12 protein-coding genes are annotated in these 13,301 nt (G+C 57.7%); 10 read left to right on the top strand and 2 right to left on the bottom strand.

Annotated elements, in window-relative coordinates; translation table 11 throughout:
• Positions 1–281: 281 nt before the first annotated feature.
• Positions 282–1,088, bottom strand: a complete 807-nt coding sequence (locus AYM40_RS10585; protein WP_063495529.1) for an IS5 family transposase — start codon at positions 1,086–1,088, stop codon at positions 282–284.
• Between the two features lie 63 nt (positions 1,089–1,151).
• Between AYM40_RS10585 and AYM40_RS10580 the strand changes: the two genes are divergently transcribed.
• The 5 genes from AYM40_RS10580 to AYM40_RS10560 all read left to right on the top strand — a co-directional run bounded on the left by AYM40_RS10580 (position 1,152) and on the right by AYM40_RS10560 (position 8,327).
• Positions 1,152–2,876 (top strand): hypothetical protein, encoded by a 1,725-nt coding sequence (locus tag AYM40_RS10580; RefSeq protein WP_063496180.1) that lies wholly within the window; start codon positions 1,152–1,154, stop codon positions 2,874–2,876.
• 29 nt (positions 2,877–2,905) lie between these two features.
• Complete coding sequence (locus AYM40_RS10575) at positions 2,906–4,069, top strand: hypothetical protein (RefSeq protein WP_148662158.1); 1,164 nt, start codon at positions 2,906–2,908, stop codon at positions 4,067–4,069.
• 1 nt (position 4,070) lies between these two features.
• Positions 4,071–4,673, top strand: coding sequence for a TniQ family protein (locus tag AYM40_RS43700; protein ID WP_082855048.1), 603 nt, complete (start codon positions 4,071–4,073; stop codon positions 4,671–4,673).
• Positions 4,627–5,973: an IS4 family transposase gene (locus AYM40_RS10570; RefSeq protein ID WP_063496178.1), complete on the top strand. Its 1,347-nt coding sequence runs from the start codon at positions 4,627–4,629 to the stop codon at positions 5,971–5,973. Before AYM40_RS43700 ends, AYM40_RS10570 begins: the two co-directional genes overlap by 47 nt.
• A 2,030-nt stretch (positions 5,974–8,003) precedes the next feature.
• Positions 8,004–8,327, top strand: coding sequence for a hypothetical protein (locus AYM40_RS10560; RefSeq protein WP_063496176.1), 324 nt, complete (start codon positions 8,004–8,006; stop codon positions 8,325–8,327).
• Between the two features lie 43 nt (positions 8,328–8,370).
• Here AYM40_RS10560 and AYM40_RS10555 read toward each other — a convergent pair whose 3' ends face one another.
• Entirely contained in the window at positions 8,371–8,610 is a 240-nt protein-coding gene (locus tag AYM40_RS10555; protein ID WP_063497953.1) for a DUF2442 domain-containing protein, read from the bottom strand.
• A gap of 941 nt (positions 8,611–9,551) precedes the next feature.
• Here AYM40_RS10555 and AYM40_RS43250 point away from each other — a divergent pair.
• The 5 genes from AYM40_RS43250 to AYM40_RS10525 all read left to right on the top strand — a co-directional run bounded on the left by AYM40_RS43250 (position 9,552) and on the right by AYM40_RS10525 (position 12,959).
• Positions 9,552–10,007 carry an HU family DNA-binding protein gene (locus AYM40_RS43250; protein ID WP_158515273.1) on the top strand — a complete coding sequence of 152 codons (456 nt, stop codon included), beginning with the start codon at positions 9,552–9,554 and terminating at the stop codon, positions 10,005–10,007.
• Positions 10,008–10,209: 202 nt separating this feature from the next.
• Positions 10,210–10,416 carry a hypothetical protein gene (locus AYM40_RS10540; protein WP_063496173.1) on the top strand — a complete coding sequence of 69 codons (207 nt, stop codon included), beginning with the start codon at positions 10,210–10,212 and terminating at the stop codon, positions 10,414–10,416.
• 185 nt (positions 10,417–10,601) lie between these two features.
• Positions 10,602–11,042, top strand: a complete 441-nt coding sequence (locus AYM40_RS10535; RefSeq protein WP_063496172.1) for an SET domain-containing protein — start codon at positions 10,602–10,604, stop codon at positions 11,040–11,042.
• Positions 11,043–11,872: 830 nt separating this feature from the next.
• Complete coding sequence (locus AYM40_RS10530; RefSeq protein ID WP_063496171.1) at positions 11,873–12,286, top strand: response regulator transcription factor; 414 nt, start codon at positions 11,873–11,875, stop codon at positions 12,284–12,286.
• Between the two features lie 238 nt (positions 12,287–12,524).
• Positions 12,525–12,959: a winged helix-turn-helix domain-containing protein gene (locus AYM40_RS10525; protein ID WP_158515272.1), complete on the top strand. Its 435-nt coding sequence runs from the start codon at positions 12,525–12,527 to the stop codon at positions 12,957–12,959.
• Positions 12,960–13,301 lie beyond the last annotated feature (342 nt).

Below are 13,301 nucleotides of genomic sequence, written 5' to 3'. Positions count from 1 at the left end.
GCCAACCGGTAGAGGTGTTCCACTGCAACTGCGGGATACTAGTCAATGGTCGGCCCCGGCCGATGAAACAGTTCCTATGAGAATCAGACAGCGGTTCCTGGCGCAAAGGACTGCCGTCGAGATGTATTGTGCAAGCGAGTCATACGCCACTATAAAGGCCGAGACGGGCATAGGCGACCGCGGCGTAAGACGGCTGGTTGGACGCTGTCTTCAGAAAGACCCGTCAACAGGGGCCATTGTCGGATTCCATGGGTGCATGCCGATGGCTCGCCTAGAGGGTGTTAGGCACTTTTGTTAAGGGTTGCAAAGTGAACAAGCATAAGCACGGAGAATACGACGAAATGCAAACCAGCCAAGGTTTCGGGCAATCGTTCGTAGTCTCTGGCCAGTCGTCGGAACCGGTTGAGCCAGCCGAAGCTGCGCTCGACCACCCAGCGGCGCGGCAACAGCACGAAGCCCTTCTTCGCCTCCGGCAGCTTGATTACCTGAAGCTCAATCCCTTCGTCGAGTGCCGCCTGCGCAGGCTCTTCGCCGGTATATCCCTGATCGGCGAACGCCACCTTGACCGTCTGGCCCGTGGCCTGCTGAACCTGACGCGCCAGTTCTCCGACCTGCGCGCGTTCCTGTTCGTTGGCCGGCGTAACATGCACAGCAAGCAACTGCCCCAAAGTATCAACCGCCATGTGGACCTTACTGCCGCGTTTGCGTTTGTAGCCGTCGTAACCGGCGCGAGGCCCACTCTCGCATGTCGACTGCAGGGTCCGCCCGTCGAGAATGACCGCGCTGGGTTGACCACGGCGCTCCTGTGCGATCCGGATGATCGAACGCAGGTCATTCACCATCGCCTCGAAACAGCCTGCCTGAATCCAGCGTTGCGTCTGCTGGTAGACCAGTTCCCACGGTGGAAAATCATTGGGCAACAAACGCCACGGCGCACCCGCACGTACGATCCAGCGCAGCGCGTTGAACATCTCGCGCAGTTCGTAGCGGCGCTGCGGCGCGTCTTTGTTCATCAAGGTCAGGTACGGAGCGGCGAAGTACCACTCTTCATCCGACACATCCGTTGGGTATGGCCTGCGGTTTTTCATTCCGCCAGGATACCAGGTCTAACTCAAAGTTCCTAACACCCTCTAGGGCCATACACGCGTCGGATGCCCTTCAACGGCGTGTCGACACGGAAAGACGAGAACGGTAACTACAAGAAAGGCAATCCTTGCGGGATGTTAGCCGTGTTCTTTGATCAGTTTCCGGAAATCGAGGACGAACTGGAAAGGTTGTTTCTGAAGCGAGGCAAAGGGCCATTTGAGAAACGCATCACTATCATGACTTTGGCAGCAAGGATGCAAGAAATGGCCCGTGCAGCCGGTTTAAAAGATACACAATGGCCGCTATGCAGTTCGGACCACGGATACGAAGCTATCAGACGCTGGGCGAAGCGTCTAGTTGGAGAAAATCCGGAACAATTCATCCGCGCCCGATTTGGAAGGCAGGCCGCAAAAAATCTGCGGAAGGGGAAGGGGGAGCCGAGCGTTGTTGAAAACCTTCGCCCGCTTGCCGGTCGCGAACTCGATTTCCACAAAGTTGATGAGGCGTGTGTCATCGATGTTGAGGATCCGAACGGCGCGACACTCTGTTTTCCAATGGAGAGATTTCATTTGGGCATTATCGTTGGGGAGTATCCCCAGGTCGTTTTCGGATACGCAATCGTGCTTGAAGCGACTCCGTCAGCGAGGGCGGTTCTGAACGTGATGGAAAATTGTCTTTTCCCGAGCATCGACGGGGAGGCCAAAATATCGCTGACTGGAAAAGGCAATGTGGTTACAAGTGCGTTGATTCCGGAGCTTCGGGGAAACGGCTTTAGCCTCCTTAAGGTAGATAATGGCTCAAGCAATATTGCGCTTGATTGTGTCTCGAACATCATGGACGTGGTGGGTTGCGCTATCACTTTTGGGGCACCAGGGAATTGGTGGGCCCGCCCCATGATAGAGAATTTTTTCGGGATTTTCACGCGCAAGACCGGGCAGCAACTCCCTAGTTCGTTCGGGACAGGTCCCCGAGATCCTATGCGCGAAGAGCCGATTGAGACCGCCCATCGCCTGCACATCAGTTACTTCGACCTAGTCGACACATTCGAGGAGTTCATCGAGCAATACAATAGGCGTCAGCCGAGCAAGAAGACATCAGGACAAACGCCTGTAGACATGATTAAAGCACTCCTAAACAACAAAAAAAGCGGAGTTTTTCCTCAGCCGCTCCCCGTTGAAAACGAGAATAGCTGGTGTCTTTTGGCACATACGGTAGAGGCGACTATCCGTGGAAGCCAAAAACGAGGCGAACGACCATTTATCAAGATCGACAAGACTGTGTACACATCGCCCACCATGAGCAAGGATTTCGAGCTTGTGGGCAAGCAGGCCTATGTCTTCATTCACCGAAGAAACGCAAACATCGCGATAGCGATAACGAAAGATGATCAACGATATCTAGGTCGACTGGTGCCGGATCGTGATGCGCGCAGACATCCACTCCCCGTAGACATGCGAAAAATGCTAAATGCTTTCTTGCGAAAGCAGAGATTCGATCTCGCGACTGTAGGTGCGGTCAGAATATATGTGCAGTCGAAGACGGACGAAATACGCACGAGCAAAGGAATAGGAGGCAGACGGGCATCTTTGAAGTTGGCCGATCTGCATCAAAAAATTGAGCAAATGGCACATGATGAATTGGCCTCTAAGGCCGACGCTTCACTAAAAGAGCAACCGTCCCAGAGCCGTATCTCGCGACCACCAGTCCCGCATTGGCCAACTGAGACACAACCTATTGTCGCGCTGTTAGATGTCCGGCGCAACCTTCGCCAGCGTGGGCGCGGGTTCTGATTCGCTTCAGCATGACAACGGAGGCAAATATGGGCGCGGCGACAGCCAGAAGTAGCACTAGCGTTTCCGATTCAAAACCCGAAGAGATTGATCCGCCAGGAAGCAGTGCCCCTGACCTCCGTGATATGCCATCATCGAAGCCCGCGGCGGAGCAAAACCCCGCGCGGCGAAGCGAGTGGACAGCACATCCACTTTGCCAAAACACCAAGGAACCGCTAGCAACGCCCGCGGCCGTGCGACTTTTCCAGCACACCATGAGAGCCATAAGGACGGGCGTCTCGGGATACCATTTTCTTGGGGCGCATCGCGATGGAATCACCCGCACGCTCTTCGTGCTTCAAGCCATGGTTGAGCAGGCGGCGCCGGGCGTGGTTACGGCATATCTCACGTTCAGTCGGGGGAAGCGGGTAGATCCACTCCGGCATGTCTGTTTAAGTTTGCTGCAGTCAGGGAACTGTCCAAACGTACACGGTAAAACGGAGGATCTTCGGATTCGGGCATTTCAGCGCTTCGTCGGAGAGGGGAGAAACATCCCGAAATCTACAATCGTTCTCTTCCTGGACAACGTGCAAGATTGTGCCCCAGAAGACATTTTTGCCATAGATGATCTCCGGCATGAACTGGACAGAAACGGCATTCCGCTACTTGTGCTTTCAGCAGGTCATAGTTCAGGCATGCATGCCTGGCAGAGTAGTCTAAAAAAAAATAAGGTGGATGCCGCCGTGAGAAAAATGCTGGTAGGCCATCGACTGCAATTTTCTGCTATTGCGTCACCGGAGGAGGTGCGTGGGATTCTTCAGCTAATTGACTTGAAAAAAAGTGACGAGACCGGCGAAACGTGGACATCCTTTTTCCTGCCAGAGCAAACGGATCGAGGATTCACCCTGGAAAGCGAGACGGAAAACTTCATCATGGCGCTCGGTGGTCGGGAAAACACCAAGCGAATTTTTTACACCGGAATTCCGCAAGGCGCTTTTTTTGAGACGGTACGACTGTTTTTAGACCACGCTGCTGACGAGGGCCCAAAGGCAATCAGTGATCGGATGAGGCAAGAGTTTTGGACGTTCGCGCTGTATGAAAGCGACTTCTTCGATGCGATTGAAGACAAGATTGAGGAAGGGGTAGCAAATGGAATGGCCGCGAGGCGAGACCAACTCCATGACCAGGAAGAGGCGTCTTTAGAGGATACGTGAGATGGTGCGAATGGCGGCGGAGCAACGCAAATGGGTCGGGCTTGATTGTGGAGCGTTGCCACACGAGTCCACACCATCATTGTTGGGACGATTCTGTAGTTTGAACGGGGTCGATCGCCAAATGCTTCGGGAGGAACTCGGCTTTTGGATGAATCAGAATACAGGATCGTTCGCGAGAGGCTTTGGTGTGCGGGAGGAACTGCTCGCACGCGAGACTGGGTGGAAGCTCCCAGTCGATGAAAAGACGGTGCTGACGGCGCGGGTGGAGCTTTTGCCCTGGATGTTCTCTTCCCGGTTCCGGTTTTGCCCAAAATGCCTAGCCGGCGGATTCCATTCATTTTGGTTCCAGCTGGATTGTCTTCAACAATGTCCAGTCCATCGGGTGCAACTGGTTGACAAGTGTCTGTGCTGCGGAGGGCGAGCCGGCAACTATGCTGGGCTGCTAGGGCATTTCCTTATACACAAATCGACGTGCCTGGAATCGATGCTGGATAGCAAATCAGCCAGGAGGGGGTTGTTAACAATGCGGATTTCGCGTTTACTCTCGGATTTTCGGCATGAAGACTCGAGACGACGCGGGAGCATGGGTGGACGAGGAATTTGAGACGCTGGATTTGGGTGATCCACGGCGAGACCGGCGCGCGAAGGAGCTGGTCAAGCGGTTCGCCAGCCGGCCCACGGCCAGCATTCCGGGCGCGTGCGAAGGCTGGGCCGAGACGATGGCGGCATATCGTTTTCTGGGCAATGAGCGCATCGACTGGCGCGACATGATGCAGCCGCATTGGGACCGTACCACGACGCGCATGGGGCAGTTGCCGGTGGTGCTTTGCATTGCCGATACGACAGAGCTGAACTTTAACGGTCAGGACATTGAAGGGGCCGGCCCGCTCAGTTATGAAGCACAGGTGGGCATGTATCTTCACGCGACCTATGCGGTGACACCGGATCGGGAGCCGCTGGGTGTGATGAACGCATGGATGTGGGCGCGCGAACCACGCGATGCAAACGGCAGGCGTGGCGGTGTCAGGGAAAGTGTGCGGTGGGTCGAAAGCTATGAGATCGTGGCCGAACAGGCACGGGCCCTGCCTGACACGCGACTGGTGTATGTGGCCGATCGTGAAGGCGACATCGCCGCGCTCATGCAGCGTGCGCAGGAACTGGGTGAACCGGCGGACTGGCTGATGCGCTCGCAGCACAATCGCGCCCTGAAGGGCGAAGCGAATTTGTGGGAGACGGTGCACGCCAGTGAGGTGGTCGGCCACATCAGCTTCGTGCTGCCCGGGCGCAGCGGCCAGAAGGCGCGTGAAGTGAGGCAGGAACTGCGTAGCCAGCGCATCACGCTGCCCGGGCGTGCCGGTGTCACGCTCACCTGCCTCGAGGCGTATGAAGTGGATGCGCCAGCGGGTGTGAAGCCCGTCATCTGGCGTCTTGTGACCAACCGCGAAGCGGGCGATGCGCATGCGCTCATCGAACTCGTTGACTGGTACCGCGCGAGGTGGGAAATAGAAATGTTCTTCAACGTCCTGAAGAACGCCTGCCGGGTTGAAGCGCTGCAACTCTCACAGATGGAGCGCGTGGAGAAGGCGCTCGCGCTGTACATGGTCGTATCGTGGCGTATCGCACGGCTCATGCGTGTCGGCAGAACCTGTCCGGAGCTGGACGCGTCGTTGTTCTTCGCGGCTGACGAGATACACGGCGCTCACGTGCTCTGTAAGAAGGCGCGTCCGAAAAAACCACCGACGCTCAGCCAGGTGATACGGATGATCGCGTCACTGGGAGGATTCCTCGGGCGCAAGAGCGACGGCGAACCGGGCGCGAAGACGCTGTGGATTGGCATGCAGCGAGTCATGGATGCTGTGATCACCATTCAGATCTTGCGCGACGGTTACGACACTTCTGTATAACGAAATGCTGCTAGGGAGGGCGTCGGGGTTTTACGCCTGTGAATCATGTTGTGGCCCGTTGGCAGCAGACGCGTTCTCATGGCGTTCGCACGATGTCTTGCGTAACCGCGCCAATGAGATCAATCGGGCGTTTAATCCGCTAGCAGAATGGTGGTCTGACTCTAACGAGGGCCTCGATGTGCTCGAGCAACTGGTGGCCCAAAACGCCTTGACGACGTGGCATGTGTGGTGCGATACACGGGAGTTCTTTCGGCAGGCATCGGCACAGCTCGCGCCGGTTCCGCGATCGTTTGTTGTCGCCGACAACGGACACGATTTGACGTGTCTTCGATGGGATATAAGGCTCACAAGTTCGAGATGGAAAGACACAGATAGCGTACGCGGTCGCTTGCCGTACCCGTCGGTCGGTCAAGCCTTGTATGCCGGCATGCTAACGCGACTACATGCCTGGGCCTTCCCAAACGGTGCGCGCGCACAGGGAGCGAGCGATATGCTTGCCCTCCGGGAGAAGGGTTGTATTGATAAGAATGGTCGCGAACCAGGTCAGCTAGCGCTAGCATGGTTTAGGTTGTTGTTCGAAGACGCTAGCGCCACACCGTTCGAGTGGATTAATACAAGGCGGGCGGTGTGGTCAGGGAGGTTGCGGGCGCGGCACGTTGGCGCACACGTACAACGACTACCCGCTCGGGCGATCTTGCTTGGAGCTTTCGCTGTCATGCTCGAGATTACGAAGCGCCAATTGGCGTCAGACGAAACGTTTCACCTTAACGGCCTCCGGCCGACTATTCCCTCCCTGGTGCCATTGGTTTACCAACCTTGGTACGGACCCGCTCTGGTTGATGATCGCTCACGGGGCCTTGTTATGTTTCCATCTATTCCTGACCTGGACCTGAAAGCCCTGTGGCCACCGATGCGCCATGTAACGTAAACTTGCGGGAAAAGTACCGTCATGATCGAACGCCTTTGCTGCGGTGCTTGAGTCTGGACGAGGCAGAAACCGAGCATTTTGCCCGGGTATGACCACGTATGTCGCAGGGTAGGGTTGTCATTGTTCATCTTACACGCCGCGCGGCGGAGCGGCTTCGACTGAGCGGGGCAAACGACTCCGTATTGGGATAAACCGCGTTACCAGTAAACGGCGGCGGAAATCGGGACTGTATTCACACCTGACAAGACGCACGGGCGAATATAAATTGCAGAGCGCCAATGTTCTTTGACGGCAATGAGCGCTGCGAGAATGGCGACCTGTATTTCATCCGTACGCCACTGCCGGCGCGCTTACGATCGCGGCCCCGTTCACCTAGCCAGAATCCGCGCTGGACACTGTGAATATGCCGCTGCAGTTACTTCGCTTCAGGCATAGGAGGCTACAAAGTCGAGAGAGAACTGGGCGCAGACAGGCCGCGCCAAAGGCGAAGTGTTTGACGGGTGCTCGTGCGGCATACAGACGCGACTTGGCAAGGCGTCAAGCACACTCTCGACTTGCTGGTTGCGGTACTGCCGTCAGAACGACTGGAATGTTTCAAGGCGTCGCGGTTAGCTGACGTCTTTTCGACGCAGATATGGGCGCACAACAAAGTCTGCGCCGATCGCTAACGACGCGCTAACAGACAACAAAGTCTGCTCGAACGGCGAAATACGCGTTGCCGAGCAGCATTCGACATAGGAAGTGACTATAAGGGGCACCCGATGCTCCGTACGTAAGGACACAACGCCGCATGCGTTGGACCGGAGTGGGCGCTACTTTGAAAACTCTGTGGGCGGCAGATTGCTTCGCCCAGTTTTCTCGAATGAGGGGGAGATGCCACGACGCCCCTTATAGTTGTGCGGCCGGCCCCGCCATCCCTTTTACACCTGGCGTAGTCTTGACTCTGGACTGGCGGAAGAGGGCGGCGGTGAGAGTCCTACGGCATTGGCCGGTAGGGTCAGATTCGTATCGTACGTTCCTGGTTTCAACGTTCGATCTTGCTAGGGACGCCTGAACGTACTGTCCGCGTCCTGCAAGCCACCTCGTGTGTTGTGAGGCGAAAATGATGAAGGTACCTGACGATTTTCCGCGTGATGTCGCGCCAGCCGCGCTCGCCGGAGCGCAGCCGAAGCTGGCGGCGCGCATGATCAACGGCCGGTTTGTCGTCGGACTGACCGAAGAAGAGCGATTGGAGCGATGGCAGATATGTGAGGACCTGGCACAGCAACTGATTGTGCCCGCCCGGACGGACGCCGCAAAGTACCCACAGAATTCTCACGATGTGGTGCTGGGGCGCATCGGGGACGCTATCGTGGGCAAGGACTGGTGCAGTGTAGTCGAAATGAACTGGATCATTGCCCGGTTGCGCGAACTGCTCCGATGGTGACCCCTCATCAGCTACCGGGCGTGTGTCGAAAGCCGGGTCAGATTTACCGGACAGTCGCATCCATCTGGCCGCGAAGTAATCCGGCGACACTGATGTCTTCGTCGAGGGCGTCCCAATGCAGACCCGCGCCGGAGGCAGAAATGCGGAATGCGTTCCGTTGTTCACATGTCGCTGCTGCCAGTCGCGGGAAACACCATAATGGGATCTTGAGCCTGCGACCGTCGCCCAGTACGACGGTGAAGCTGGTGTCGTCAAACAGCAGGTCTGTCGCGAGCGGTGTCATCACTCTACCTTCTGTCGTTTGGTCGCCGCAGGCCGCCCCAGTCTTCCAGTGAGGCTTGACCTTCATTCGTGGCGGCGCTGCCCGCGAGGCCAGGGGAAACGGTCCCGCCTGCATTTCGTCTGCGGGAAAGAGCCGCGGAAATGGACCGGCTTCGTCAGTGTTGCGGCGCGAAAGCCAATCCTGACAGGCAGCCGGCCTGATGATAACCAGTGGGCGCTTTTCGTCGCAACGCCTGTGACACGGCTTCATTGCGGACGGTCGTCGGCGTTCACCGTGCGCATCATGAAAGCGATCGGAGTGGTCTGCGGATCATAACGCCTGGTTGCGCAACGATGCACGGCAGGAGCGTTTTCCGCCTGAATTTCCATACGCTGGTTCGCCGGAGGGTATGAGTATCGTGGCGGGCGTTGGCGGTCCCGACGCGCCAGAGCGATCACCTGACATGCGCGGGTGCGGCCCTCGCCGCCCATGAATTCACGATATCGGGAGTAATGGTGAAAACGGCATCAGGTTAGAGCATCACCCGATTGCCATCCTTTTCAATATCGCCAAACGCAATGGTGGCAATACCACTTATCACCATTGAAATTGACCCTTCAACCCGGGGAAGCATCGTGACGATCTGGGGCAGGTTAGGGTTCGTCTCACAGATGTAGCAGGCGCCCGGAAATGAAGGCCCGGATAGTTCAGAGCTATCATACCCTTCATTTGCGGACACTGCCCCTTATTTCGGGAGCGATGCGGCGCTGGACGGCCCCTGGAGCGACGCCGTGGCACGCGATGGACGATCCAGGCATCATTCCGGATGCGATCGTAGATGCGGGGACGCGGGCAGGTGCCCCAGAAGTGCGGACCGATGCGACCCAGGACGCGGGGATGTCTATGGAGTCTGCAGCGTAGAACCGTAACCGTCTGCCTTTCGCTGAGGCGCCGAACTTTGCATGTGCAAGGTTCATCACACAGCAGACAGGACCGGAAAGCCTGATCGGCTGAAGATTGCGAGTCTGCATCGGCTGGTTTATCCCGCGAGACCGGCACAGCGCCGTTGCGTGCCGATTGCGCGGAAGTACGCCGATCGGGTAGGGTGGCAACACTCACAACCACAGCGAGGAAAAGCAATGAACAAGCAGGAACTGGTGGATGCGGTCGCCGCGAAGACCAGCTCAAGCAAGGCGGCCGCCGGCGAGGCGATCGATGCATTTATCGGCACGGTCACCGCAGCCGTCACGAAAGGTGACACCGTGCAGCTGATCGGCTTTGGATCGTTTTCGACGGGCGCACGCGCCGCGCGGGTCGGCCGCAACCCGTCGACCGGCGCCGAAATTCAGATCCCGGCCGCGAAGACCGTCAAGTTCACGGCGGGCAAGGCGTTCAAGGATGCAGTGAACGGCGCCTGAGACCGGCCGCAAGCCGTCGGCCGGAATCCACCGATGGCGCGGGGCGGCGGCAGGGTAGCCGCTACACATGCTGGCGACAGCAACGGCACGGAGTGATCGGGCAAGGCCTGGACCTCGGGCAGCCGGCCTGGTAGCATCAGTGCGAGATGCCGCGATGTACCGCGGCCCCTGCGATTCGCTGCATGTCTAGATAGATAGCCGTATGGAAAAGAAACGATCGCGGACCGGGCGCGAAATCTCGTGCCCAACGATCGGTGCGTTACTGCGCTACCGGAAGCGCATCGTGCGCGTCATTGCGGAAGCCCGCGGGCAACGCGCGATGATCGAATCGCTCGACGTCACAGGCAGGACCTTTGTGAGCACGGTGAAGTGGGTCAGCCTGCGTGAGCTGGGCAATCAGCTTTTCTGAAGCTGGATCTCTTCGCGGGCCGATCGGTCGGTCATTCCGGGATACCTGCGGGTCAAATGCCTCGATTCTCCAGCTTCGATATGCCCGTCGGCGCCTGAACGTGGCGAGTTCCTGCTCGTCCCATCGCACTGGATGTGAAAATTTGCTGCTCGTATACTGGCGCTGACATCGGGAAAGGAAAGAGTATGCGGCGCGTGATTGTCCGGCGGTCTGCAGTTCACGGCAAAGGCGTGTTCGCCATTCGTCCGCTCGCGGCGGGTGAGCGCGTGCTCCAGTACAAGGGTGAAATAACGTCGTGGCGCAATGCGGTGCGGCGTCACCAGCGCGAAGGCATCGCAGGTCATACGTTTCTCTTCGGGCTGTCGGATGGGCGCGTGATCGACGGCAGCCGTGGCGGCAACAGCGCGCGCTGGCTCAATCACGCCTGTGCGCCTAACTGCGAGACCATCGAGGATGAGGGGCGGATTTTCATTTACACGCTTCGGCCGATCGGGGCCGGTGAAGAACTGTTTATTGAATATCTGCTGGCTACCGACGATCCTCTGGATGAAGACGTTCGGGCGCAGTACGCGTGTCGATGCGCCGCGGCGGACTGTCGTCACTCAATGCTGGCTAACGCAGCGTGAACAGGGTTTGAGGAGCTAGTGGGCAGCATCGCTATCCCGAAAATCGATGAGGCCCGAAGCGGGAGAAAGATGGATTTGTCCGGATCGGCGTGGATGTGGTTTTTCATCCCGATGTGCTGAAACCGCCGTTGCCAAAGGGCGATGTATCCGACGGTGCTCCTGGCGTAAACATGACATGAAGAAACAGATGTCGCTGGAGCTTGACGATTGGTGGTGACGTCGATGCCAGCGCGTATCTCGACAGCTATAGGGGAGCGGCCTTATGCAGAAGCGGAAGTTCGCAGGAAAGAGAGCAGGGGGAGTGAGTCTGCCGGAACTGCTGGACCAGCTTGAACTGGCGCTGACGGGGACGCCTGCTCTCGCGTCCGTCTGTCGGGCGCTGTCGGATCTGAACCGGCGGCTCGGTTCGACCAGCGAGAAAACTGCTGCACGGCCCAGTCGATCCACGTCCTCGCGACGTCGGCGCCAAACCGCCGTCGAATCTTTGTCGCTGTTTTCGTGAGGGCCGCTCGGACGCGCGACTGGCACGTCCCACTGAATCGGCCTGGCACATCGAGCGATTTTCGAAAACTCTTCGCGGTTTGTCTGCGTCGAGCGGAGTTCGGCCATCGACCGCCGTTCGAAGAGCATTTGTGAATGCTCCGCGTACCTGTGAGCTTGAGCCGGTAGCGTCTGAGAGTCCTTGGACCCCGGGAGGCGCCGAACGGATCGCTCCCGTGCGGCGCTGCTATCGGACCAAAGCCCTATGGCACATCACTCGCCCCCCTGTTAGGCTCAAGCTACATAGGGTCTCCTCACCGGGCGCGATCGCGTCGTCATAGACCCCTCATATGGCCAATCTCAACCAAATCGTCGCTGTGGTCGACGATGACGAATCAGTTTGCCGCGCCATCAAGCGTTTGCTGCGTTCCATTGGGATAAAGGCAGAGACGTTTTCGAGTGGTGAGGAATTTCTAGGCACGCTTTCGTCGACAGCTTCGTATCGACCCGCGTGCGTGATCCTGGACTTTCAGATGCCGGGAATCAACGGGCTGGAGCTACAGCGTCGCCTTGCCCCGACTGACTTGCCCGTCATCTTCATCACCGCGCACGACGATCCCGCCGTTCGCGAGAAGGCTCTTGCGTCAGGCGCTGCAGGCTATCTGCGAAAACCATTCAACGACGCCATATTGCTCAAGGCCGTGGAAATAGCGCTGGGCGCTACGCCGATTCCCGTCTCGACGGTCGTAGGAAATCGTGTATAAATAGTGCCAGTGCCAGTGCCAGTGCCAGTGCCAGTGCCAGTGCCAGTGCCAGTGCCAGTGCCAGTGCCAGTGCCAGTGCCAGTGCGACATAACCACCAAACCAATTCCCCGAAGGACGATGAGCAAAAATATGGACGACGCTCTGCTCGCGCGCCGTAGGGCTCTCGCTGCTGAGCTCCTGTTGAATGGTCAAGGGGTTAGCGACGTATCCAGGAAGGCCCGACTGAGTCTTCCGACCGTGAGCAAATATAAGGACCTGATAGAAAGGGGCGGACCTGAGGTTCTTGCGCGCCTTCGTATTCACGGGAATGTCCCGCGACTGGATGATGCTTCGCAAAGCTGGCTTGTTAGCGCGATCAAGCACTCACCTGGACTTCACGGCTATCCAGGGCCGACCTGGACTATACGTCAACTGCGCAAATTGATCTTTCGACGTTTCGGAGTCCAGTTTTCAGCTTCGCATGTTGGTTACCTCGTGCGGGGTTATGGTCTCGCATATCGCCTCACTTATCCAACTTCCGAAAAGCCGTCTCGTGCTGCAACTGAGAAGTCGCAATGCGACGTCTATGCTGCGCGCCGAAAGGTTGCTGCAAAAATGCTTCTGGACGGAGAAGGCGCCGAGCGCGTCTCAAAAGCGCTCAATATCAGCGAGCGGACGATTGCGAAATACTGATCGATGGTAGTTGCAGGCGGCATTGAGACTGTTGAACAGCTCAGGTCATCTGGGCGGAAAGCGACACTTGGCCCCGAGGCTCTTGAATGGTTACGAGCGGCATTGAAGCGCAGCCTCATGGCCCACGGATACGAATCCGAACTTTGGAGAAACGTAGATGTTCAAAAGCTGATCAAGGAGAGATTCAACGTATACCACTCCAGCGGACATGTGAGGACCCTCGTCGGAAAGCTCGGACTGGAGCACAGAATGCGACCACCAAAGCCGCGCACGGAGAAGAAGCGCCTGACAATCAATGATGGAACGCTGGCATGGGACGCCGCGACGGTCAGGCAGTGCCTC

This window comes from Paraburkholderia phytofirmans OLGA172 (genome assembly GCF_001634365.1).
Taxonomy (GTDB): Bacteria; Pseudomonadota; Gammaproteobacteria; order Burkholderiales; family Burkholderiaceae; genus Paraburkholderia.
This window is presented reverse-complemented; position numbering and strand designations above follow the sequence as displayed.